Source organism: Bacteroides sp. GM023, assembly GCF_014750685.1.
Lineage (GTDB): Bacteria > Bacteroidota > Bacteroidia > Bacteroidales > Bacteroidaceae > Bacteroides.
Genome location: NZ_JAAXGE010000013.1, coordinates 92,087 through 116,575 on the forward strand (window position 1 = coordinate 92,087; position 24,489 = coordinate 116,575).

Here is a 24,489-nt window from a genome sequence, read left to right on the forward strand (position 1 = left end):
TAACAGAATAGGCAAACAAAGGTTCAGTGCTTTAAAGTTTAATAGGAAGTTTAGAGTCTATATTTCGAAAATAGAATCTGATTATTATTTATTTTGCACTTTCTTTGCTTTTATACAACATAAAAAGTCCCTGTGTTTTCTGTCATGAAAACACAGGGACGAATATATTCTTTAATCGTTTTACTTAGTATTTAAAACTGCTTCCGCCTAAGAACTCACGGAGTAATGAAGTAGGCGGAATTTCTTTGTCCTGCACCGGAACAAAATACTTAATGAATTTCAGCAATCGGTAGGCTTCACAATATTCGGGACAGTTTCGCGGAACTCCCATCAAAATAGGTTCTGCATGCAGGCGAAGTACGGCAAACTCAAAAAGCAAGGCAGAGTTGAACATCACATCGGCATTCTCCTGGTAAGGGAATATCCACTTATCTTCACCGGCACGTACACTCGGCCAACGTGAGATAGTTTCGCGGGCAGAATATCCACGATAATTGAAATCACGGATAATACGGCGCAACAAACGGTTGTCGGTGGTCGGAATCCAGTTATGGTCGTCCAAAGAAATGGTAGTCAGTGCGGATACGTAAATCTTGAACTTGCGTTCGGCCGGTATATGCGGTGTCAGTTCGGGGTTCAAGGCATGGATGCCTTCCAGAATTAAAATCGTATTATCTTCTATTTTCAGTTTATCGCCTTTATATTCTTTCTTGCCGAGGGAGAAGTTGAAACGTGGAAGTTCTACTTCTTCACCACGGAGCAAGGCTTCCAATTGCTGATTGAATAATTCCAGGTCAAGCGCGTAGAGTGATTCATAATCATAGTTTCCGTTCTCATCCAACGGAGTATCTTCACGGTCTACGAAATAATTATCCAAAGAGATGGGATATGGCTTCAATCCGTTTGTCATCAACTGGATGGAAAGGCGTTTGCTGAAAGTAGTCTTTCCCGAAGATGAGGGGCCGGCAATCAATACCAGTTTCACCCTGTTGCCATTCTCTCCACGGTGGAAGATAGTATCGGCTATCTGCGCTATCTTTTTCTCCTGCAAAGCTTCGGCTACATTAATCAAGCCCGTAGCATGGCCTTCTTCGCAAGCCAGATTAAAATCACCGGCATTGTTGATTCCCATAATATTGCTCCAGCTTAGATATTCCTTGAAAACATCCAGCATCTTCTCCTGCTTCACGACGTCTTCCAGCACTTCCGGGTTTTCGCGATTCGGAATCCGAAGAAGCAATCCATCGTAATATTTCACGATGTCGAACAGTTTCAAGTATCCGGTGCTGGGCAACAGATTACCATAATAATAATCGACGGTATCACCCAACGTATAATAATAGGTATAGAGAGAACCGGAAGTTTCGAGCAATCGCACCTTATCATTCATTCCCCGTTCGCTGAAAACACGAACAGCTTCTGCCGTATGACATTCAATGCGGTGATAAGATATATTTTCTGCGATAATTTCCTGCATCCGTTGTTTGATGCGTTTCACATCTTCCAGTTCAATGGGGCGTCCGATCCGTAAATTACAGAAATATCCTTTGGATACGGGATGTTCTACGAATAACTTTCCTTCGGGGAATAATTCCGTGACAGCCTTGAACAGGACAAAACAGAGCGAACGTACATAAGTACGCATACCGGACTGGTCTCTCACATCGAGAAACTCTATATCCTTATTATTATAGACTCTGAAATTTAATCCTTCGGAACGGTTATTGACCTTGGCGCTAACCACCTGGTAAGGAAAATTAAGATTAAAACCGTAATAAATATCCAAAAGTGAGCTTCCGATAGGGAATTCTTTGGAAATATTGTTATTTTTGCAACATATTTGTAACATCTGTTTCATCGAGTTCGTTAAAAGGTGAATAATATGGGACTAATATACTTATAATCAGACTGAGAACAAATAACCATTAAAAATATTATAGATGGAATATTCTTTTTATGATTTTTTAAAGCTCATCGGCTCACTAGGACTCTTCCTGTACGGAATGAAGATTATGAGCGAGGGCTTACAAAAGGTCGCGGGTGACAGACTACGAAGTATCTTGACGGCAATGACTACCAACAGGGTAACGGGGGTTTTAACAGGTGTGTTAATCACAGCCCTTATCCAATCTTCTTCAGCAACGACGGTAATGGTCGTGAGTTTCGTGAATGCCGGGTTACTCACTCTTGCTGAATCCATTAGCGTCATTATGGGTGCCAATATCGGTACTACCGTAACTGCCTGGATTATTTCTATTTTCGGATTTAAGGTTGATATGGCCGCTTTTGCTCTTCCTCTCCTGGCCATCGCTCTTCCGCTGATCTTCTCGGGTAAAAGCAATCGTAAGTCCATCGGTGAATTCATTTTCGGTTTTTCTTTCCTCTTCATGGGACTTTCGTACCTGAAAGCAAATGCACCCGACTTGAATGCCAACCCGGAAATGCTCGCCTTCGTACAGAACTACACGGATATGGGATTCTTCTCCATTCTCCTGTTCTTATTCATCGGTACGATACTGACCATGATTGTACAGGCCTCAGCCGCCACGATGGCAATTACACTGATTATGTGTGCCAACGGCTGGATCAGCCTCGAACTGGGAGCAGCACTCGTACTGGGTGAAAACATCGGAACCACTATCACGGCCAATCTTGCCGCACTTACAGCCAACACACAGGCGAAGCGGGCAGCATTGGCCCATTTTGTTTTTAATGTGTTCGGTGTTATCTGGGTATTGATTATTTTCCACCCTTTCATGCAATTCGTGAATTGGGTAGTAGACACCTTCTTCCAAACCAGTAATCCGGAAGTTGCCATCTCTTACAAACTGTCCGCTTTCCACTCTATCTTTAATATATGTAATGTATGCTTGCTGATATGGGGTGTGAAACTGATTGAGCGTACCGTATGTGCTCTAATCCGCCCGAAAGAAGAGGACGAGGAACCGCGCCTGCGTTTTATCACGGGTGGTATGCTTTCCACTGCCGAGCTTTCTATCCTTCAAGCACGTAAGGAAATTCATCTTTTCGCGGAACGTACACACCGTATGTTCGGTATGGTGCAGGATTTGCTACACACAGAGAAAGATGATGATTTCAACAAACTATTCAGCCGGATAGAGAAGTACGAAAATATTAGCGATAATATGGAGCTTGAGATAGCCAACTATCTGAATCAGGTATCCGAAGGTCGTCTGAGTTCTGAAAGTAAGTTGCAAATACGCGCTATGTTGCGTGAAGTAACAGAGATTGAAAGTATCGGTGATAGCTGTTATAACCTGGCACGTACCATCAACCGGAAACGCCAAATTAGCCAGGACTTTACCGAAAAACAATACGAGCACATTCATTTCATGATGAAGCTGACTAACGATGCACTCGCACAAATGATTGTGGTGGTGGAAAAACCGGAGCATCAAAGTATTGACATCAACAAGTCCTTCAACATCGAGAACGAAATCAATAACTACCGTAACCAACTGAAGAATCAGAATATCCTGGACGTAAACAACAAGGAATATGATTATCAGATGGGAGTTTATTACATGGATATTATCGCCGAATGTGAGAAACTAGGCGACTATGTAGTGAATGTAGTAGAAGCGAGCAGCGATGTGAAAGAGAAAAGAGCTTCTTAATTCTTAATAGGAAAGAATAGAAATAATAAAAGGAGAATCAGCCGTGCCAATGCATCAGGCTGATTCTCCTTTTTTATATCTCTTTTGAGTCAACGGCTAATTATATACGTAGGATTCCGCAAGTCTCCAAAATAAAGTGGATTCAGGAACATTGGTTGTACGAAGTACCTTTTGTGAACTACCTTCTGCCGGGTTGATATTAGCAAATATATTCCACCCTTCATTAAAAGAACAATCATTATAATAATAAGATTTATCGCTGCCGGTCAATGTAAAAGGACGATCAGCATACTGATAGCTCACCAGAGTTGCCTTCTCCGCAGATGAGCCTTTACCCGACCAATTAGAAATTGCAATCCGCCCCACTTTCGTCTCACCATTAAAAACGAGAAAATCCCCTAGCGTAGCCACAAGTGCATCACCGTCATCTGCTGTTCCAGTCCAGTATCCTCTCATACCAATACCAACCCGACGATCTACTTTCTGAAGTTTCTCCGAAGGAAAAGTAGTGGGAAGCTCCATTACAATCTGTCCGTTTTCATAGGGAAATTCAAGAGTCTCGATTACACTCCAATCAAGGCCTGTTACTTTCACCCTAACTTTGTCAAAAATGAAATTCTCTGGAATATTTCTTATGTCTTTGACAATTATCGTACTATAATCCGGTGGTTCGGGAGTAGGTAGTTCGGGAACAGGTGGTTTCTCTTCATTATCATCATGGCAGCCTACGATTAAAAAACTGAATATCAATAATACAGATATAAAAGGGAATAACTGTGAGATCCGATGAGTAGCTATCTTGTTGTAATACATAATTCTATAATTTTAATTCAAAGGTATTACAAATATAAGTATCACAAGCATTTGTTATCACAAAAAAACAAAAATAGCTGAACACAATTTCATGTATTCAGCTATTCCCACTTAATAAATTCTCCCTCTTTGTTTTATCCTTCGTACGGTTCGAAATCATCTTTTCCTACCCCACATAACGGACAAGTCCAATCATCTGGAATGTCTTCAAACGCAGTTCCTGGGTCAATTCCGCTATCCGGATCTCCTTGTTCGGGGTCGTAAATATATTCACAGACCGTGCAAATGTACTTTTTCATAACGTTCGTCTTTTAATTGGTTTTCTAAATAATATAACAACAATAACAAGATATTTGTTCAAACACTTTTCGAATAATGAAATAAAAAACTATCTTTGTGAACATATTAACCAAACTAAAGCAACAATATACAAGTATGCTCATAGCATTAATATCAACCCTCATCGTCTTATGTGCTGTCCTGCTAATCAGTTTTTTGTGGGAACGCAAAAAATATCTCCGGATGCAACGCCGATTATTCCGGGAATCAAGAAAGTTGGAACGTACCAACCACATCGCCGGTGCTGTCCTAAAAAATGTGCATGCTTTTATTCTGCTTATAAATAATGATTTCAAAGTTCTGAAAACCAACTACTATCAGAAAACCGGAACAAAAAAAGGATTGGAAGACAAAAGAGTGGGTGATCTGTTGCAGTGCCGTAATGCATTGTCGGCAGAAGGTGGCTGCGGCACGCATTCATTCTGTGGTTCCTGCCCGATACGCACCGCCATACGCCAGGCTTTTGAACAAAGAAGGAATTTCACCGACCTGGAAGCAACATTGACAATGGTCACTTCCGACAATGCAACAGTAGAATGTGACGCCGTCATATCAGGTTCTTACTTTCTTCTCAATGATGAAGAGAACATGGTGCTTACCGTTCATGATGTCACCCGACGGAAGAAAGCGGAAAAGGAGCTGATTATAGCCAAAGAAAAAGCGGAGAAAGCCGATATTTCCAAATCTGCTTTCTTAGCCAATATGAGCCATGAGATACGTACTCCACTTAATGCTATCACCGGATTTGCGGAAATAATGGGCAGCGCAAACACAGAAGAGGAAAAAGCCCAATATCAGGAAATCATAAAGATGAATGCTGACCTCCTGATGCAACTGGTGAATGATATCCTTGACATGTCCAAGATTGAGGCAGGTACTTTGGAGTTTGTATATGCTACGGTAGACATTAACCAGTTATTGTCGGATTTACAACAGCTTTTCCAAATGCGGGTGAATGATGCAGGCGGAATAATTAAGATAATAGCAGAGCCGTCACGCTCTTCCTGCCTAATATCGACCGACCGCAACCGGGTTGCCCAAGTGCTTTCCAATTTTACTTCCAATGCGATGAAATTCACCCACGAAGGGACAATCCGCATAGGATATGAAGCCAGGAACACAGAACTCTACTTCTATGTGAAGGATACCGGAGCGGGTATTCCTGCGGATAAATTGCCGGATGTATTCGGGCGCTTCGTGAAGCTGAACAAGGACAAGAAGGGAGCCGGACTGGGATTGTCTATTTCCCAAACCATCGTGAACAAGCTGGATGGCCAGATTGGAGCAGACTCCGTGGAAGGTGAAGGTTCTACATTCTGGTTCACCATTCCTTACCGGACGTGTGGCAAACCGCAGTAATAAATTCAACTTCATAAAAAGTTTTAATTAAACATTTAATCACAATATTATGTTGTACTTTTGCAATCCGAACTAAACGCATGTATCTGCATGAGTACAAATAAAGATGATTTTTATCATATAGGACTTACTGATAATGAAGTCCTTCAAAGCAGGGAAAAGAATGGTATTAACCTGTTAACACCCCCCAAGCGTCCTTCCCTATGGAAGCTCTATCTCGAAAAGTTTGAAGATCCGGTTGTACGTGTGCTATTAGTGGCAGCCGCATTCTCGTTAATTATCTCCATCATCGAAAACGAATATGCCGAGACTATCGGAATTATCGCCGCTATCCTGCTGGCTACCGGCATCGGTTTCTTTTTCGAATATGACGCCAGTAAAAAATTCGATTTGCTGAATGCAGTCAATGAGGAGACACTGGTAAAAGTGATTCGTAACGGACGCGTACAGGAAATTCCCCGTAAAGATATAGTAGTAGGCGACATTGTAATTTTGGAAACCGGAGAAGAAATACCGGCGGATGGGGAACTGTTGGAAGCCATTTCCTTGCAGGTAAACGAATCCAATCTGACAGGAGAGCCTGTTATCAATAAAACTACTGTGGAAGCGGATTTTGATGATGAAGCGACGTATGCTTCCAATCTGGCAATGCGCGGAACTACGGTAGTAGACGGACATGGAACGATGCGCGTGTTACATGTAGGAGATGCTACCGAAATCGGAAAAGTAGCCCGCCAAAGCACGGAAGATAATCTTGAACCGACACCGCTGAATATACAGTTGACCAAACTTGCCAACCTGATCGGAAAAATTGGTTTTACCGTTGCCGGCCTCGCTTTCCTTATCTTCTTCGTAAAAGATGTAGTGTTTGCCTTTGACTTCGGCGCGCTGAACGGATGGCATGAATGGCTTCCGGTTTTCGAGCGGACACTCAAATACTTTATGATGGCGGTTACTCTGATTGTAGTGGCCGTGCCCGAAGGTTTGCCTATGAGCGTCACCCTTAGCCTGGCGTTGAATATGCGCCGTATGCTTTCTACCAATAATCTGGTACGAAAGATGCACGCTTGCGAGACGATGGGCGCTATCACTGTGATCTGTACAGACAAAACCGGTACGCTGACACAGAATCTGATGCAGGTACATGAACCGAACTTTTATGGTATAAAGAATGGCAGTGACCTGTCCGATGACGATATCAGTGCACTTATCGCAGAAGGTATCAGTGCCAATTCAACCGCTTTCCTGGAAGAATCGACAGCCGGAGAAAAACCGAAAGGAGTGGGAAATCCTACTGAAGTAGCTTTGCTGTTATGGTTGAACAGCCAGGGAAGAAATTATCTCGAACTTCGTGAAAACGCACATATTCTCGACCAACTCACGTTCTCGACAGAACGAAAGTTCATGGCTACTCTTGTAGAGTCTCCATTGATTGGCAAGAAAATACTCTATATCAAGGGAGCTCCCGAAATCGTTCTTGGCAAATGCAAGGAAGTAGTCCTGGACGGAAAACGGGTAGACGCTGTGGAATACCGTTCGACAGTGGAAGCGCAGTTGCTGAATTATCAGAATATGGCTATGCGTACACTTGGATTTGCGTTCAAGATTGTCGGAGAGAATGAGCCGGATGACTGTGTCGAATTAGTATCAGCCAATGACCTGAACTTCTTGGGAATCGTTGCCATCTCCGACCCGATTCGTCCTGACGTGCCTGCTGCCGTAGCCAAATGCCAATCGGCGGGTATCGGCATTAAGATCGTGACCGGTGACACGCCGGGAACAGCAACGGAGATAGCCCGTCAGATAGGTCTTTGGAACCCGGAGACAGATACGGAACGGAATCGTATCACCGGAGTTGCATTCGCTGAATTGAGCGACGAAGAAGCATTAGACCGGGTGATGGATCTTAAAATCATGTCGCGTGCCCGTCCGACGGATAAGCAACGCCTGGTACAATTACTTCAGCAGAAAGGGGCGGTAGTAGCCGTAACCGGAGATGGTACGAATGATGCTCCGGCTTTGAATCATGCACAAGTCGGGTTGTCAATGGGAACGGGAACTTCCGTTGCCAAAGAAGCCAGTGACATTACATTGCTCGATGACTCGTTCAACAGTATCGGAACCGCTGTCATGTGGGGACGTTCGCTTTATAAGAATATCCAGCGTTTCATTGTTTTCCAGTTGACGATCAATTTCGTTGCGCTGCTTATTGTCCTGCTAGGCTCTGTCATCGGAACGGAACTTCCGCTGACCGTGACACAAATGTTATGGGTAAACCTGATTATGGATACCTTTGCGGCACTTGCACTAGCTTCCATCCCGCCAAGTGAGACAGTGATGCTTGAAAAACCCCGTCGCAGTACTGATTTTATTATCAGTAAGGCAATGCGGACTAATATACTAGGTGTAGGGTCTATTTTCCTTATTGTGCTGCTCGGAATGATTTATTATTTCGACCACAGCGTGAAGGGCATGGATATACACAATCTCACAATATTCTTTACCTTCTTTGTCATGTTACAATTCTGGAACCTCTTTAATGCCCGTGTATTCGGTACTACCGATTCGGCGTTCAAAGGACTTTCCAAATCGTATGGCATGGAATTGATTGTGCTGGCCATCCTGGTCGGACAATTCCTGATCGTACAGTTCGGTGGAGCTGTATTCCGTACGACACCACTCGACTGGCAAACCTGGCTTCTAATTATAGGCGTTTCGTCCATGGTGTTATGGGTTGGAGAACTTATTCGCCTTGTTCAACGTATTATTCACAAAAAAAGTAGAAATGAAAAGTAAAGGAATTAAAAACCTTCTTATTGATTTAGGTGGTGTGCTTATCAATCTTGACCGCCAACGTTGCATGGAGAGCTTTAAGAAATTAGGGTTCACAGACGTAGAAGAGCGATTGAACATACAACAACTGCATGGAATATTCATGCAGCAGGAGAAAGGGCTAATTACTTCCGCCGACTTTCGGAATGAGATCCGGGATATGATGGGCAAAACAGTAAGCGACAAACAGATAGATGCTGCATGGAATAGTTTCCTGGTGGATATTCCCGCTTACAAACTCGACTTACTGCTGAAACTGCGCACCAAGTATGTAGTCTACCTGCTTAGCAACACAAACGAAATTCACTGGAAATGGGCTTGCCAACATGCTTTCCCATATCGTACCTTCAGAGTAGAAGATTATTTTGAAAAAACATATCTCTCTTATGAGATGCACATGATAAAACCGGAACCGGAGATTTTTAAAGCTGTCATCGAAGATGCAGGCATTGAACCGCAAGAAACACTTTTCATCGACGATTCCGAACTAAATTGTAAAGCGGCCGAAGGACTTGGCATTTCCACCTATACGGCAAAAGCCGGCGAAGACTGGAGCCATCTTTTCAAAAGCAAATAAATTCGTAAAAATGCAGATCATACGTGACATATCGCCCCTTACTCCGGAACCTTGCGTAGCTACCATCGGTTTCTTTGATGGAGTTCATGCAGGACACCGCTATCTGTTTCAGCAAGTGAAGGAGATAGCAGCAGCCAAAGGTTTACGTTCTGCATTGGTCACTTTCCCTGTTCATCCCCGCAAAGTGATGAACGCGGATTATCGCCCGGAACTTCTGACTACACCGGAAGAAAAAATAAACCTATTAGCCAACATCGGAGTGGACTACTGTCTGATGCTTGATTTCACACCGGAGATTTCCCACCTGACGGCACGTGAGTTTATGACGCAAGTACTGAAGGAACGCTTTCAGGTAGAATGCCTGGTGATTGGTTACGACCATCGTTTCGGACACAATCGCAGCGAAGGCTTTGAGGATTATGTGTGTTATGGAAAAGAAATCGGCACAGAGGTTATTCAGGCAAAAGCCTATACCAGTCCCATAGAAATGGAGGACGGACAGCATGCAACTGTCAGTTCTTCCCTTATCCGCAAACTGCTCCACAAAGGAGATGTAGACTTGGCAGCCCGCTGCCTGGGATATGAATATTTCCTGGACGGAACTGTTGTAGGCGGCTATCAGGTAGGTAGGAAAATCGGTTTCCCGACCGCCAATTTAAGCGTAGACGATCCCGACAAGCTCGTTCCTGCGGATGGTGTTTATGCCGTATGGGTGACATTCGACGGGAAAACTTATATGGGAATGTTGAATATAGGCGTCCGCCCGACAATTGGTAACGGCCCTAACCGTACGATTGAAGTGAATATCCTTCACTTCCATTCCAACATATATGACAAGTTTATCCGGCTCACTTTTGTAAAGCGGACTCGTCCCGAACTGAAATATTCCAGTATCGACGAACTGATCGTACAACTTCACAAAGACGCTGAAGAGACAGAAGCCATCCTCCTTGCCCAAAAGACAAGCTCATCAAAGGAGAAAGAAGTGCCTCCGACAGAATAGACAATATGAATAATATAACAACAACTTAAAAGCTGATTCTTATGCAAAAGACATTTATGAGTATCTCCCTCGTGGTAATAGCTATTTCAATGTTAGCTATGTTCATATGCAGTTTCTTTACAACTAAATAAAGAGCATAAAACCTTATGAAGACAGCCATCAAACTAGTTCTGATCGACCTTCTCATCGCACAGATCGTCGCCCCTATTCTGATAATGATTCCCTGTACCATCTATTTATTGGTTACTACCGGGGATTTGGACAAAGCTGTCTTGACGCAGACAATCATGATTCCGGCACAATTGGCCGGTCAGGTTATGATGGGTATTTATCTATGGAAAGCCGGTTATATCAGTACGAGAAAGGCAACATGGTCGCCTGTATCAGCTCCTTATCTGGTATGTAGCGGACTGGCTATTCTCACCGGTGGATTTACAGTATCCGCACTTATGGGACTGCTTGACTGGATTCCTGATATCATGGAGCAATCTTTTGACATTCTCCAATCCGGCTGGGGAGGGATTCTTGCGATAGCCATCATAGGTCCTGTGCTGGAAGAACTGTTGTTTCGCGGAGCTATCACCAAAGCCTTACTGCAACAATATAGCCCGACAAAGGCTATCCTCATCTCAGCGCTTCTGTTTGGTGTCTTTCATATTAATCCAGCGCAGATACTTCCGGCATTTCTTATCGGTATCCTGTTTGCATGGACGTATTATAAGACCGGCAGCCTGATTCCCTGTATACTCATGCATGTGCTGAACAATTCCCTGGCAGTATATCTCAGTATCCAATACCCCGAAGCGAAAAACATGGATGACCTGATAAGCGGTACACCTTACCTGCTTGTCTTATCCGGAGCGGTTCTACTACTTATCGGCAGTGTGCTGACAATGCGTTATCTGACTTCCGCAAAAACAGAATGAAAAAAGGGAAGTTTTCACTTCCCCTCTTTTGCCTTGAACGCTAATGCGTACATTCGTATTTGTTTTACCATCGACAGCAATCCATTGCTGCGTGTAGGCGATAAATGTTCTTTCAATCCGATCTTATCAATAAAATAAAGATCCGTATTCAGAATTTCGTCAGGAGTGTGCCCTGACAATACCTTAATCAGCAAGGCAATGATTCCTTTTACAATCAACGCGTCACTTTCTGCCTTAAAAACAATCTTACCGTCTACATCATCCGCCTGAAGCCATACCCGGCTTTGGCATCCTTCAATCAGATTCTGCTCCGTTTTATATTTTTCTTCAAGCGGTTCCTGCTCATTTCCTAAGTCAATAAGTAGTTGGTAGCGATCCATCCAATCGTCGAAGTCACTGAACTCTGCAATAACTTCGTCTTGCAATTCATTAATTGACATGATATATTTATTATTTCTCGTTATAAATTACTTCCAATACAGTCTGTCCGACTGCTTTCAATGTATTTTTATCAATATGATCCATATTGTCCGTCAGCGTATGCCAGGTAGGAGTAAAGCCCCCTTCGGGGTCAGAAGCGATGATATCAATCGTTTTGATGCGTGCCAGCCGGTTGATAAACAGATGGTCGTCCGTCACTCCACCGCCGTCTTCATCAATAAACATACTGCCATATCCTAACTTCTTGGCTGCTTTCCAAACTTTCTTATTGATGTCCGGCGCAAATCTTTCGGAATATGATTCTTTCAGGAAAACGGTATTTTTACCGCCCACCATATCGAGCAGGATACCAAAACGGGCATTGTATCCCTGCACATGAGGGTTGCGTGCCCAATATTGTGCGCCCAGGCACCATGATTCTTCATTATTCTGATCGTGCGCCCCATAATCTTCCGCATCAAGGAAGATTATATCAATACCGAGTTGCGGTTGCTGTTGGTTTATCAAACGGGCTATCTCCAGTAAGGCTCCTACCCCGCTCGCTCCGTCATTTGCTCCTAAAATAGGAGTCTTATGATTCTTTTCATCGGGGTCGCTGTCGGCCCAAGGACGCGTATCCCAATGCGCAAAGAGGGCAATTCTCTTTTTACTATCGGGCTTATAAGAACCGATGATATTCCTTGCTTTCAGCAAAGTTCCGTCATAGGCTATCAGGTCGGCATATTGATCGGTCACCTGTGCACCAAAGTCTTTCAACTGTTTTGCCAGGTAGTTTCCACAAGCCACGTGTTCCTTCGTATTAGGCACACGAGGACCGAAATCCACTTGATTCTTTACATACAGATAAGCACTATCCGCATCAAACTGTGGCACATTCACAACAATCTTTTCGCTTTGTTCATTTGTACTATTTGCCTTGTTGCCGCCTCCGCAAGAGAATGCCGATAATAACAAAAAGGCACTTGTCAATACTATCATAGTTTTCTTTTTCATCGTCCTCTTTTCTATTAAAGCCTCAAAATTAGTCATTTTCAACACAGTATCGTTCAGATGGAATAGATTATTAACAAATAAACTTTAATTCGACATTTTTCTTTCCGACCGTGAACTCTACTTTCGCCCCATTGACAAGCGGCAAATTATGTGTGACATGCCCTACCGGGAAATTAAAACAAACGGGATAATCATACTCTTTCACTAAATCTGCCAGGGCTGCATACAATTCCTTTCCCAAGGAACGGTCTTCTTCATATTCGGTAAATTGCCCGATGATAAGCCCTGACAATTTTTCGAGCACGCCGCCCAATTTCAGATTATACATCATCCGTTCAATGGCATGAGGGCGCTCGCTGACATCTTCTATAAACAGCACAGTCCCTTCTGCCGGAATATCGTAAGGAGTTCCCCGCAAACCGTAAGCTACTGCCATGTTTCCGCCATGCAGAATGCCTTGCGTGCTCCCCTGTTTATTCAACTTGTGTTTTTCACAAGTATAAACTGGCAGATTTCCGAACAGGATATCTTTTAAATAGACGGTACACGGATCATCCTCCGGCTCTACCGTGAGATGGCGTGCCATCAGTGAATGCAGGGATGCATATCCGTTTTTCTGAAACAGATTGTGCAATGCCGTGATGTCACTGAATCCAAGCAACCACTTCGGATGCTCATGGAAAGCTGTGAAATCTATCTTATCTACCAGATGTACGGCTCCATATCCCCCACGGCTGCAAAGAATAGCTTTCACCGTCGGGTCATCCATCGCGTCCTGCAAGTCTTTGAGACGTTGCTTGATGGTTCCGGCATATCTTCCGGCAGAACCGCCGGCATGCTTTCCGATAGCAACCTTCAGTCCCCATGACTCGATCCGCTTGCGGGCACCTTTCAGAAACTCTTTGTCTATCTTACTGGAAGGCGACACAATGACTACTTTATCACCCGGCTGCAAAAAAGGGGGAAATTGAATATCCATATATTATAATTTAGAATCTATTTTGTTGACTTTCGCTGATAAAAACGTACCCAGTCTACTTCCATCTCCACCGGCAGGTCTTCAGGATCGACAGCGCCAACCCACGAGCCGCCCAACTGCATATCTATCAGCAGATAAAAAGGCTGGTTAAAGGGGAATTGTCCTTCTTCCTTCGTTTGTATGCGGGGATAAGTAAACGTATGTACATCATTGACATAAAATGAGAGACTATCCGGGTACATCTCAACCGCAAAAACATTGTACCGATCGGGGTGAATCACTCCTGTCGAATGAGATTTTGGATTTTCCTTGATACCCAGCGTATAGGTATAATGGGAATGTACCGTCTGATAGGCTATGGAATCGTAATTCAAACGTTCCATTATGTCAATTTCTCCGCCCGATGGCCAGGCTGCTTTTTCAGGCAGCATCCAGATAGCAGGCCAGGCTCCTTTCGCCGCATTGAGCTTGGCACAAATCTCGATACGCCCATTATCAAAAGCCTTTTTGCCTTTCGTATAGACACCGCCGGTCAAATAGGGGGCGGTATCATTAGGCTGCGTATGATTGACAATACCTCTCAATATCAGTTTACCTTTGCGCATAGAGTAACAAGAATCAAAGTCCGTCATATAGTTATTCCAATCAGATTTTCCCCGTGGAATCTTGCTCCATACCTTCGAATCGAAAGTATTTTTCTGACTAAAATTCTCTTCCCAGGCCAATGACCAACCGGATGGGATTTTAGACGTTTTACAGGATACAAGCAACCAACAAAGGAGAATTAAGCTAATAAATAATAGATTTTTAAACTGTTTCATGTCATTTTTATAATTTGGGGGATTTATGTATGCAAAAATACACGAAAAAACGATTCCATGCACATCTGGCGGCTAAAACAAATGAAATATAGCAAAATGTTACACAACAGATGTATTTTTTTCGGGTTAGAATCCCTGTTTTCTCAATCATTTTTCTGATATTTGCTAAAAATCTAACGTTATGGAACCTATTCTTAATTTTGCCCAGCTCACAGACCATCTAAAGAAACTAAACCACAGAAAACGGATTGCCGTGGTTTGTGCAAACGATCCTAACACGGAGTATGCAATGGCGCGTGCTCTGAAAGAAGGGATCGCGGAGTTCCTGATGATCGGAGATTCGGCTATCCTGGAAAAATATCCTACGCTCAAACAATATCCGGAATATGTGAAGACCATTCATATAGAGAACCCGGACGAAGCGGCCCGTGAAGCTGTCCGCATCGTTCGTGAAGGCGGAGCGGATATTTTAATGAAAGGAATCATCAATACGGACAATTTGCTGCACGCCATACTGGACAAGGAAAAAGGACTGCTCCCGAAAGGCAAAATCCTCACGCATCTGGCTGTGATGGAAATTCCGACTTACCATAAGCTGCTTTTCTTCTCGGATGCTGCGGTTATCCCACGTCCCACATTGCAGCAGCGTATAGAGATGATATGGTACGCTATTTGCACATGCCGGCATTTCGGTATTGAACAGCCGCGCGTGGCATTGATTCACTGCACGGAAAAGGTGAGTGCCAAATTTCCTCATTCACTGGACTATGTGAATATCGTGGAATTGGCTGAAGCCGGAGAGTTCGGCAATGTCATTATCGACGGTCCGTTGGATGTGCGTACGTCCTGCGAACAGGCCAGTGGAGATATAAAAGGAATTGTATCTCCTATCAACGGACAGGCGGATGTACTTATATTCCCCAATATAGAATCGGGAAATGCTTTTTATAAGTCTGTTTCCCTGTTTGCCAATGCTGAAATGGCAGGATTGCTGCAAGGCCCCATTTGTCCTGTCGTTCTCCCGTCCCGCAGTGATTCGGGACTATCTAAGTATTACAGTATAGCAATGGCCTGCCTTCAGGTATCAGGAGATTGCGAATGCAGAAAGCAAGTGCTTAGTCAAGGTAACAATTCATAATTCAAACATCAAACTCTATGAAGAAGATCCTGGTTATCAATCCCGGTTCCACCTCTACAAAGATAGCTGTATATGAGGATGAAAAACCTCTGCTAGTCAGCAACATCAAGCATACGGTAGAAGAATTGTCCGTTTATCCGCAGGTGATAGACCAGTTTGAGTTTCGGAAAAACTTGGTACTTCAGGAGTTGGAATCGAATGGGATTCCTTTTACGTTTGATGCTGTCATCGGGCGTGGTGGACTGGTGAAGCCTATCCCCGGTGGTGTATATATAGTGAATGAAGCAATGGAACGGGATACACTTCACGCTATGCGCACACATGCCTGCAATCTAGGTGGACTAATAGCCAAAGAACTAGCTTCTTCCCTTCCCGGCTGTCCCGCTTTCATTGCTGATCCGGGAGTGGTAGATGAACTGGAAGATATAGCCCGCATTACAGGTTCTCCATTGATGCCGAAAATTACGATTTGGCATGCGTTGAATCAGAAGGCCATAGCACGGCGTTTCGCAAAAGAGCAAAGAACAAGATATGAGGACCTTGATTTAATTATCTGTCATTTGGGTGGCGGTATCTCGATAGCTGTCCATCATCACGGACGTGCGATTGACGCGAATAATGCGCTGGACGGCGAAGGGCCTTTCTCACCGGAACGTGCGGGGACACTTCCTGCCGGACAGCTCATTGACCTATGTTTCAGCGGTCAGCTTACGAAAGATGAATTGAAGAAACGTATTTCCGGTCGTGCCGGACTGACGGCACATCTTGGAACGACGGATGTTCCTGCCATTATCAAAGCGATAGAAGAAGGAGACAAGAAAGCGGAACTGATACTGGATGCCATGATTTATAATGTAGCAAAAGCTATCGGCGGCGCAGCCACTGTTCTCTGCGGAAAAATAGATGCCATCCTTCTGACTGGTGGAATTGCTTATTCTGATTATGTAATTCCCCGTTTAAAGAAACGCATTTCATTTTTAGCTCCCATATATGTATATCCGGGAGAAGATGAGATGGAAGCATTGGCGCTTAATGCGATAGGGGCGTTAAAAGGTGAGTTACCCATACAGGTCTACAAGTAACACGAACTTTTGATTCACAAGTTTCACAGGTTTCACCTCACATCTGAAACTCCGATGAATAGGGCAATAGCAGGTGAAAGCATGGGGAAAAATAAGGTGAAACCTTCCGCTATTGCTTTCACCGGTCGATTTTATTTACATCAATTATTGGGCATATAGGCGCAATGTGCTGGGCATATAGACACAATATGCTGGATATATAGATGCAATGTATTGGGGATATAGACACAACAATTCAGCTATTAATAGCTGAAGGCTAGACTATTAACTTCTAAAAGATAAGCTATTAACTTTTGACAACCAGACTATTAATATCTGACAGTCCATTATGCCTGACCGTAGATTTGCAATGAGCATATTTCGATTAGCTATAATCATATCCGGATTAGCTATAATCATATTTATTTTAGCTCAAGGGATATTTGTTTTGACTTAAGGGGGGATTAAAAAAACAAGGTGAAACCTATCATGTTCAGTTTCACCTAAATTTAGTCCTTGCCTTCACCCGCTATTGCCTTATTCATCGGCATTTCAAGAATCAGGTGGAATCAATGAACCGCAAAAGTCTTATAGTTGCATTTATGCTACTTATTTATTAAGAAAGAGTGATTTCTTCCAATAATACAAGTTCCCAACTACGCCATACAATCGTAATCAGTTTGAGTCCCCCTTTTGCCTTGGCTTCTGCCACCAGTTCATCTTCGCTATAACGAAGTAACTGCTCACGCGCTTCATCGGCAAGGACACGTATCTCATTCTCCGAAGCACCCGCCTTTGCATATTTCACTTCAAGCAAATAAGTAAAAGGGGGCATCACAGGAACCGATGGACTGGGTTTAAATAAGAAATCTGCAAAACCTTTATTCAATTCGTATTCCGGATAAAGCTGATAATAACGGTACATCCCTAAATAAGCAAGCAGGAAACCTTTAATATGCGCTTCACCTTCAATATATTCACGAATACGACTCTGTTCACGAATAGCCTCAGCTATAAAATCGAACAGGGGTTTCCAGTCTCCCCTGAAAGCCATATTCTCAAATAAAGCAGCCATCCTGTCCATATCCATTTTGAAAATATCATGTTTAATGTATCCTTGAATCAGGAAGTTGAAGAGCTGTTCCCTCACAACTAAATTCGGAACGTGCAAAATGGGCCTTCCTACCATATTTACACCCTTAATGGTAAGAAGTCCGAAATAGAATAACAAAGACTTGAAATTACTAGGATTCGTCATTTCCAATGCTGAAAAATGAGTAACAATATCGGTAGTAATTTCTCCTTGTTCGGCAATTTCTTTTATAACGGAGAAGTTTTCTCCCAATCCGTGGTCAAGCTTTATCAAGTATGTCAATTTGTTGAAGTCAGTACGGATGTTGGGGTCTACTATTTCTTTTGGTTTTTTATGATGAAGAACAAAAGATTTCAGAAAATAAAGTGCCATATCAGAGTTGAACATACACTGTTCCAACGTATCTTCACTAAAGCAATAATTGTCATAATTGGGTTTCATCATGGCAACTATTTCATCTACAGATTCTTCAAGGACTCCCTGCTCTTTATAATAGGTCAGCATTTCACGCAATTCCTTCTCACTAAAGCCAACCAAATCATTGAACCATGAGTCGGTTGTGATATTAGTTCCGATATTAAAGCCACTAGTGACATCGTCCATCGTTACCGGACTCACTCCTGTGATAAACAATCGTTCGAGTGCAGAGCCTGTTCCGGTAGTAGCAGATTTTATCACATTAAAGAAGCCACGGATAAAGCCTTCACCATGCGTTGCTTTTCGGTAAAACTCTGTACCGTATGTTGAAAGAATGGTATTGGTGAAATTATCGTATTCATCAATAAGTAAATAAATACGGAGATTTCCTTTACGACTGGCATAGGTACTGATTGAAGATAAAAAAGCACCGGGGGCTTCTTGGGTTTTCTCGTCAAGTACATCCCAAATTTCTTTTCCCAGCAGTTCTTCGTACTTAAAGACAAAGTCCTTTAACTTGTTACAACAATGAAGTTTAAACGATTGCTCAACCTCATTGACATTGGAACTAATTTCTGAAAAATTAAATCGCATAATGAGGAACTGATTATGCAACTTAGTAGGATGTTGCCCTACATATAAGTTTCCGAACAATTCATCAAACCTGTCTGCATACTTTATGTCATAATAGGTTTCGAGCATAGCCAAAGTTAAACTCTTTCCAAATCGGCGAGGGCGAATCAAAAATAGATAAGGCGGCTGCATTTCTATTTTTCCAATGAACATGGTCTTGTCCACATAATAATAATTTTCTTTCCGGATTCGACCAAAATCAGTAATTCCGTAAGGTATTTGTTTCATCATACTGCGATTCCTTTCAAACTATCTGTTTACTTATTTCTGCAAACTCTGCTCGATATGCTGCAAACGACGTTCTAATGCAGCGTACTTTTCATCTTTCTCTTTTAAGAGACGTTCGTAGAGTTCGGTGATTTTGTCGATAGGATTGAAATTGTTAACTCGGTTATCGTTATCAACATCACATGTCTTAACAGTTCCCAAATTAAAGCTAGCTCCGCCTTGATCGTTATTATTCACCGTATTATTCTCAAACACCACCGTCTGTGCATCCTCCTCCAAAGTCTTGAGATAATCGAAGGGTACATTCAACGCCCGCGCAAAGCGCTGCAACATTTCATCATCAATCACCTTCATCTTCTCATATTTAGAGATAGCAGGCTGAGACAAATGTACTGATTTACTTAAAGCCTCCTGTTTTATATTCTTTTCAATGCGGGTTCGACGTATATTGCGTCCATGATGAACTCTCCCGATTATCAATTCTTCTGTTTCCATCTTTATTCTTTTTTCTTTTTAAAATCCAACAAATATACAAATGAAAAGTTTCGCTCGAAGCAAATATACGAAAAAAACGAATAGATGTGATAATATGAATAAAAGGAATATTACTTCCGAGCAAATAGAATAAAAGGAATACAGTCAAGGCGCTTGATAGTAGAAAGAAATATGAACTTTGCAATAAATGAGAATAAGAGGTAACTCGAAAGTAAACACACAATCAATTCTTAACCAAATAGCGAAACATGAAAAGAAACTTATTAATTTTAGCTGCATGTATTTATGCAATTTCTTTGAGCGCTCAAAGCGCAGGGATCAACTTTCTACATGGTGTCACATGGGCGGAAGCCGTAACGAAAGCAAAAGCGGAGAATAAACTTATATTCATAGACTTCTACACCCAATGGTGCGGTCCTTGTATGAATATGGCACAAACTGTATTTTCTTTGCCGACAGTAGGGTATTACTACAATCATACATTCGTCAATCTGAAAATAGACGCAGAGGAAGGCGAAGGAATGACTCTTGCCAAGAAATACGGAGTGCACAGTTATCCGACTTATGCGTTCATAGACCCCACCACTGAAAATATAGTTCATAGAAGCAGTAGTCGCCAGTCGGCAGAGCAGTTCATTCAGACAGGAAAAGCCGCTACTATACCCACCCAACGTTCTTTCTATTTACAGGAACAGTATGCGAAAGGCAATAGAGAACGTGCTTTTTTAATCGATTACATCCGTTATAATCACTCTATTTATGCACGTAACAATGTCCAAAAGGCTTTTGAGGATTTACTGAAAAACGGTGCCAAGCTGACAGAACCGGATATTTGGGAAGTCTATGCAGATAACATCCCGGGCATTACTCCTTATCTGAGACAAGTGTCGAATAATTATATGGACTTTTGCCAACGCTTCGGCAAAAAAGCAGTGGATGCAAAGCTCGCCAAAGAAACAACCTACGCCGACCTCGCTGCCATTGAAGCTTTATGCGACTACGAAGGAAAAGATTTCAATTGCAAAATGATTCATATCAACAACAGCATTAACGAAAAAAAGTACGATGATGCCGCAGCACGGATTGACGCAATGATTGCCGATACAAATGTCAATCAGCAAGAGCTTATTTCCCGATTGAAATTTATTGCACGCTTAAGTTATAAAACTGATGAGATGCCTGACGCATGGTTCTACAAGTGTGTCGACTATTTACGCTATATCGCTTACAACCAAAAAGAAAGAGACGATGCTTTTATCCATCAGGAATATGCGTCTGCCTTGGAAATGGTTGTCCGCAGAATGAATGACAAACAAGTTATTCCTGCTTATATCATCGCTCCGCCGACACACGGTAAAACGGTGTATAATATGCGCCCGGATGCCTTGAAAGCAAAACCCAGGCGAAAGTAACACGAATATATTTAATAAACTGCCTAATATATGAAAATAGCAAACATTACGAAGAGAAGCAGTATATATGGTTTACTTGCTTTTAGTTCTATTTTGTTTTATCCGGTCTCTTCTATTTACGCCGTTCAGGCGAATCACGATGATACGGCAATGGAAGCAAACCAAAAGAAAGTAAAAATCACCGGTGTGGTAAGAGACGAAAACGGCAATGCGGTTCCCGGTGCCAGTATTATTGTAAGAGGAAGCAATAATGGCACTGTCACTACTATGGACGGACAATTCTCACTAAGTGTGGAGCCGGGAAATACATTGGTGATATCTTTTGTGGGATATGCCAGAACTGAGTTGAAAATCACTCCGGGTAAGGTGAACTATGCGATAGATTTAAAACCGGAAAGCCGTCTGTTGGATGAGGTGGTAGTTACCGGCTATCAAACCATCTCGAAAGAACGTGCAACGGGTTCTTATGCTATCATAACCCCGAAAGATATGGAAGGAAAACTTCAGACCAATATTCTGGATAGAATGGAAGGAAAGATTGCGGGACTGGATTTAAGACCCAACGCCAGTCCTTCCATACGAGGCATATCGACTTTGGTCAGTAGCAAACGGGCGCCATTGTATGTAGTAGACGGCATCCCCTACGAAGGCGGACTGGATGCCATTAACCCCGCGGACATTATTAATGTGACTGTATTGAAAGATGCTACGGCAGCCTCCATCTATGGAGCTCGTTCGGCCAACGGTGTCATCGTTATTACTACTCGTTCCGGTGAAAAAGGCAAAACCCGGGTAAGTTATAATGGTAGCATAAAGTTTACGCCATTGCCTTCACACAGCTATATGAATCTTACGTCAAGCGCTGAACTGGTTGATTTAATGCAAGAGTTATTCGGATATTATCATAATCCGTATCAACCTAACGACGCACGTGCCACCAATGAAATTTATTTATTAATGTATAAACGCGAAGCGGGAGAAATAGCAACCGACGGAGAGTTGCAGTCGCAACTTGATGTATATCGCAATCGTAATAATTATCAGCAGATAAAAGATGAGCTTGTGCGTAAGGCTGCGATAACCCATCAGCATAACATTGCATTCAGCGGAGGTTCCGATATTTACAAATATTCTTTATCAGCCAATTATAAAGAAAATCTGCCATACGAAAAGGAACAGTCCAATCGACGTATCGGCTTTAACTTAAAGAACCAGTTCGACTTCTTTAAATGGATGCAGGTAAATGTAGGCATAATCAATAGTAATTACAAAGAAGATTACGATAATGGATTCAATGGATTTAGCAATTTATATTCAAGGCCTTACCGTATGCTTCGCAATGAGGACGGTAGTCCTGCCATATGGACTATGAGCCGCACACAGACATCTATTGACGGACTGGTCGACAAAGGCTTACTGGATGAAACTTACCGCCCGTTGGACGAAATAGACAAGGCACATTCTATCAATGAAAATAAATATCAGAATATAAACTTTAGCGCAAGATTCAAAATAATGCCTGAACTGAATCTGTCGATATACTATCAGAATGAAAATACTTCTATTTATAGAAGTCAGTATTACGATGTTAATTCATATACCATGAAATCTGAGATAAATAATGCGACTGTTATTAAAGATGGAAATATTACCAATCATATCCCGGCAGGCGGACGTTTAAGTGAAACATGGAACAAGAATAAATCATATACATTCCGCATACAAGCCGATTTTAATAAAGAGTTCGGCCGGCATGACGTACAAGTGCTGGTTGGCGCTGAAAGAAGACAAGTGAAAACCCAAAGCTCATACTACACCAAATGGGGATATGACCCGCAAAGCCTGACATGGAAATCGTTTAATGAACTGCAATTGGGGACTGGCATCAGTGGAACACAGGCTTTATATGGCAGCTATTATTTCAGTGGCCCTTATGACAAGTTCACCGAAACTGATGACCGCTATGTTTCATTCTATGGCAATGCGTCTTATTCATTGGATCAGCGTTTATCCGCCACCGGCAGTATTCGTATTGACCAGTCAAACCTGTTTGGCACAGATCCCAAATACCAATATCGCCCGTTATGGTCATTCGGTTTACACTATGTGGCTTTAAAGAATTGGAATTGGATTGACCGTCTAGCGGTACGCGGAACCTATGGTATCAATGGCAATATAGCCAAAGATAGCGGTCCGTATATGATAGCGACAACAAATTCCCGCCCCAACTCCTACACAAATGAATATTATTCATACATCTCTACTCCTCCCAATCCAACTTTACGTTGGGAAAAGACAGGGGTTTTCAACCTTGGCGTCGACTTCAGTCTTCTGAAAAACCGTCTGAGCGGTTCAATAGAGTTCTATAATAAAAAAACTGTGGACTTGTTGGGACAGCGACAAACAGAACCGACTTCCGGTTGGGCTTCCTTGCAGTTGAATTATGGACAGATGTACAATCGTGGTGTAGAAGTCACTTTGCATAGTGAAAACATTAATACGCGTAGTTTCAACTGGTCTTCCGATTTCATTTTCAGTTATAACAAAAACAAATTGACTCAAATTGAAAACTCGGGAACTTCGGCCTATAGTTACTTCGGCTCTCTGCAAAATCGCGAAGGTTATCCTATGAATTCTATATTTGCAGTTCGTTATGCCGGTCTGGACAAAGAAGGTTTGCCGCAAGCATATAAAGCCGACGGAACAGTTGTCAACAGCTATGCTTTGCTAGAACCGGAGGATTTGGTACATGTGGGAACTACTACACCACCCTATTCCGCCTCTTTGTCGAACCGGATTACTTACAAAGGATTTGACCTGGATTTTATGTTTGTATTCTATGGTGGTCATAAATTAAGAGATGTCGCAGCAAGCAATATGTTTACGATGTATCCTGTTATGAATTCTACCAGTGCGATAGACCGTGATCGCCTTAACTTCTGGAGAAATCCGGGTGATGAAAATAATCCGGATATAGCTCCTGCTTTTCTGTATGGCAATAGCCGTTCAAGTCAGGTGCAATATCTGTGGAGTGCAGCTGACAAACATATTCAAAAGGGAGATTATATCAAGTTGCGTGACCTCTCTTTAGGGTATACGTTCCCTAAAGTATGGATCAACAAATTCTTCATGCAAAATCTCCGCATCAACCTGCAAATTCAGAATTTATGGTATTGGGCTGCGAATGACAAGAATCTGGATCCGGAAGTATGGTCGGGAACAAGCCTTTCTCCATCCAGAGGACAGCATATTCCTGCCACTTACACAATCGGGCTATCAGCCAATTTCTAA

Annotated in this window: 19 protein-coding genes; 10 read left to right on the forward strand and 9 right to left on the reverse strand. The window is 42.6% G+C overall.

Annotation, left to right across the window (positions count from 1 at the left end; genetic code table 11):
• Positions 1–184: 184 nt before the first annotated feature.
• Positions 185–1,858, reverse strand: a complete 1,674-nt coding sequence (locus HC965_RS22480) for a nucleoside kinase (protein ID WP_191033574.1) — start codon at positions 1,856–1,858, stop codon at positions 185–187.
• Positions 1,859–1,940: 82 nt separating this feature from the next.
• On the opposite strand from HC965_RS22480, the gene HC965_RS22485 reads away from it, so the two are divergent.
• A complete protein-coding gene (locus HC965_RS22485; RefSeq protein WP_191033575.1) occupies positions 1,941–3,638 on the forward strand; it encodes a Na/Pi cotransporter family protein in 1,698 nt (565 codons plus the stop codon).
• Positions 3,639–3,734: 96 nt separating this feature from the next.
• On the opposite strand, the gene HC965_RS22490 is transcribed toward HC965_RS22485, so the two are convergent.
• Both HC965_RS22490 and rd read right to left on the reverse strand, forming a co-directional pair.
• The gene (locus tag HC965_RS22490; RefSeq protein ID WP_191033576.1) at positions 3,735–4,451 is read right to left on the reverse strand and encodes a hypothetical protein; all 717 of its coding nucleotides are present in this window, start codon (positions 4,449–4,451) and stop codon (positions 3,735–3,737) included.
• Positions 4,452–4,585: 134 nt separating this feature from the next.
• Complete coding sequence (gene rd, locus HC965_RS22495) at positions 4,586–4,750, reverse strand: rubredoxin (RefSeq protein WP_191033577.1); 165 nt, start codon at positions 4,748–4,750, stop codon at positions 4,586–4,588.
• A 223-nt stretch (positions 4,751–4,973) separates the two neighbouring features.
• Between rd and HC965_RS22500 the strand changes: the two genes are divergently transcribed.
• From HC965_RS22500 to HC965_RS22520, 5 genes are all read left to right on the forward strand, one after another.
• On the forward strand, positions 4,974–6,149 hold the full coding sequence (locus tag HC965_RS22500; RefSeq protein ID WP_191033578.1) for a HAMP domain-containing sensor histidine kinase: 1,176 nt from the start codon (positions 4,974–4,976) through the stop codon (positions 6,147–6,149).
• A gap of 90 nt (positions 6,150–6,239) precedes the next feature.
• Positions 6,240–8,945, forward strand: coding sequence for a calcium-translocating P-type ATPase, PMCA-type (locus HC965_RS22505; protein ID WP_191033579.1), 2,706 nt, complete (start codon positions 6,240–6,242; stop codon positions 8,943–8,945).
• Entirely contained in the window at positions 8,935–9,558 is a 624-nt protein-coding gene (locus HC965_RS22510) for an HAD family phosphatase (RefSeq protein ID WP_191033580.1), read from the forward strand. The genes HC965_RS22505 and HC965_RS22510 overlap by 11 nt, the downstream gene beginning before the upstream one ends.
• Positions 9,559–9,568: 10 nt before the next feature.
• On the forward strand, positions 9,569–10,561 hold the full coding sequence (gene ribF / locus HC965_RS22515) for a riboflavin biosynthesis protein RibF (protein WP_191033581.1): 993 nt from the start codon (positions 9,569–9,571) through the stop codon (positions 10,559–10,561).
• A gap of 146 nt (positions 10,562–10,707) precedes the next feature.
• Positions 10,708–11,487, forward strand: coding sequence for a CPBP family intramembrane glutamic endopeptidase (locus HC965_RS22520; protein ID WP_191033582.1), 780 nt, complete (start codon positions 10,708–10,710; stop codon positions 11,485–11,487).
• A gap of 14 nt (positions 11,488–11,501) precedes the next feature.
• On the opposite strand, the gene HC965_RS22525 is transcribed toward HC965_RS22520, so the two are convergent.
• The 4 genes from HC965_RS22525 to HC965_RS22540 all read right to left on the reverse strand — a co-directional run bounded on the left by HC965_RS22525 (position 11,502) and on the right by HC965_RS22540 (position 14,721).
• A complete protein-coding gene (locus HC965_RS22525) occupies positions 11,502–11,927 on the reverse strand; it encodes a SufE family protein (RefSeq protein WP_004316653.1) in 426 nt (141 codons plus the stop codon).
• A 10-nt stretch (positions 11,928–11,937) separates the two neighbouring features.
• Positions 11,938–12,921, reverse strand: a complete 984-nt coding sequence (locus HC965_RS22530; RefSeq protein ID WP_191033583.1) for a M28 family peptidase — start codon at positions 12,919–12,921, stop codon at positions 11,938–11,940.
• 70 nt (positions 12,922–12,991) lie between these two features.
• On the reverse strand, positions 12,992–13,900 hold the full coding sequence (locus HC965_RS22535; protein ID WP_191033584.1) for an LD-carboxypeptidase: 909 nt from the start codon (positions 13,898–13,900) through the stop codon (positions 12,992–12,994).
• 17 nt (positions 13,901–13,917) lie between these two features.
• Entirely contained in the window at positions 13,918–14,721 is an 804-nt protein-coding gene (locus HC965_RS22540) for a glycoside hydrolase family 16 protein (protein WP_191033585.1), read from the reverse strand.
• A 181-nt stretch (positions 14,722–14,902) separates the two neighbouring features.
• Between HC965_RS22540 and HC965_RS22545 the strand changes: the two genes are divergently transcribed.
• Both HC965_RS22545 and buk read left to right on the forward strand, forming a co-directional pair.
• Positions 14,903–15,859 (forward strand): phosphate acyltransferase, encoded by a 957-nt coding sequence (locus HC965_RS22545; protein WP_191033586.1) that lies wholly within the window; start codon positions 14,903–14,905, stop codon positions 15,857–15,859.
• Positions 15,860–15,876: 17 nt separating this feature from the next.
• Complete coding sequence (gene buk / locus HC965_RS22550; protein ID WP_191033587.1) at positions 15,877–16,941, forward strand: butyrate kinase; 1,065 nt, start codon at positions 15,877–15,879, stop codon at positions 16,939–16,941.
• Between the two features lie 595 nt (positions 16,942–17,536).
• Here buk and HC965_RS22555 read toward each other — a convergent pair.
• Together HC965_RS22555 and HC965_RS22560 are read right to left on the reverse strand one after the other, a co-directional pair.
• Positions 17,537–19,294, reverse strand: coding sequence for an ATP-binding protein (locus HC965_RS22555; protein WP_191033588.1), 1,758 nt, complete (start codon positions 19,292–19,294; stop codon positions 17,537–17,539).
• 30 nt (positions 19,295–19,324) lie between these two features.
• Entirely contained in the window at positions 19,325–19,786 is a 462-nt protein-coding gene (locus HC965_RS22560) for a helix-turn-helix domain-containing protein (RefSeq protein WP_191033589.1), read from the reverse strand.
• 248 nt (positions 19,787–20,034) lie between these two features.
• On the opposite strand from HC965_RS22560, the gene HC965_RS22565 reads away from it, so the two are divergent.
• Both HC965_RS22565 and HC965_RS22570 read left to right on the forward strand, forming a co-directional pair.
• On the forward strand, positions 20,035–21,198 hold the full coding sequence (locus HC965_RS22565; protein ID WP_191033590.1) for a thioredoxin family protein: 1,164 nt from the start codon (positions 20,035–20,037) through the stop codon (positions 21,196–21,198).
• A 30-nt stretch (positions 21,199–21,228) separates the two neighbouring features.
• Complete coding sequence (locus tag HC965_RS22570) at positions 21,229–24,489, forward strand: SusC/RagA family TonB-linked outer membrane protein (RefSeq protein ID WP_191033591.1); 3,261 nt, start codon at positions 21,229–21,231, stop codon at positions 24,487–24,489.

Coding starts and splice junctions, on each gene's coding strand:
- HC965_RS22535 (WP_191033584.1), bottom strand. CDS start 13,900: ATGGATATTCAATTTCCCCCTTTTTTGCAGCCGGGTGATAAAGTAGTC.
- HC965_RS22545 (WP_191033586.1), top strand. CDS start 14,903: ATGGAACCTATTCTTAATTTTGCCCAGCTCACAGACCATCTAAAGAAA.
- HC965_RS22525 (WP_004316653.1), bottom strand. CDS start 11,927: ATGTCAATTAATGAATTGCAAGACGAAGTTATTGCAGAGTTCAGTGAC.
- HC965_RS22565 (WP_191033590.1), top strand. CDS start 20,035: ATGAAAAGAAACTTATTAATTTTAGCTGCATGTATTTATGCAATTTCT.
- HC965_RS22485 (WP_191033575.1), top strand. CDS start 1,941: ATGGAATATTCTTTTTATGATTTTTTAAAGCTCATCGGCTCACTAGGA.
- rd (WP_191033577.1), bottom strand. CDS start 4,750: ATGAAAAAGTACATTTGCACGGTCTGTGAATATATTTACGACCCCGAA.
- HC965_RS22490 (WP_191033576.1), bottom strand. CDS start 4,451: ATGTATTACAACAAGATAGCTACTCATCGGATCTCACAGTTATTCCCT.
- HC965_RS22505 (WP_191033579.1), top strand. CDS start 6,240: ATGAGTACAAATAAAGATGATTTTTATCATATAGGACTTACTGATAAT.
- HC965_RS22570 (WP_191033591.1), top strand. CDS start 21,229: ATGAAAATAGCAAACATTACGAAGAGAAGCAGTATATATGGTTTACTT.
- HC965_RS22555 (WP_191033588.1), bottom strand. CDS start 19,294: ATGATGAAACAAATACCTTACGGAATTACTGATTTTGGTCGAATCCGG.
- ribF (WP_191033581.1), top strand. CDS start 9,569: ATGCAGATCATACGTGACATATCGCCCCTTACTCCGGAACCTTGCGTA.
- HC965_RS22560 (WP_191033589.1), bottom strand. CDS start 19,786: ATGGAAACAGAAGAATTGATAATCGGGAGAGTTCATCATGGACGCAAT.
- buk (WP_191033587.1), top strand. CDS start 15,877: ATGAAGAAGATCCTGGTTATCAATCCCGGTTCCACCTCTACAAAGATA.
- HC965_RS22510 (WP_191033580.1), top strand. CDS start 8,935: ATGAAAAGTAAAGGAATTAAAAACCTTCTTATTGATTTAGGTGGTGTG.
- HC965_RS22530 (WP_191033583.1), bottom strand. CDS start 12,921: ATGAAAAAGAAAACTATGATAGTATTGACAAGTGCCTTTTTGTTATTA.
- HC965_RS22500 (WP_191033578.1), top strand. CDS start 4,974: ATGCAACGCCGATTATTCCGGGAATCAAGAAAGTTGGAACGTACCAAC.
- HC965_RS22520 (WP_191033582.1), top strand. CDS start 10,708: ATGAAGACAGCCATCAAACTAGTTCTGATCGACCTTCTCATCGCACAG.
- HC965_RS22480 (WP_191033574.1), bottom strand. CDS start 1,858: ATGAAACAGATGTTACAAATATGTTGCAAAAATAACAATATTTCCAAA.
- HC965_RS22540 (WP_191033585.1), bottom strand. CDS start 14,721: ATGAAACAGTTTAAAAATCTATTATTTATTAGCTTAATTCTCCTTTGT.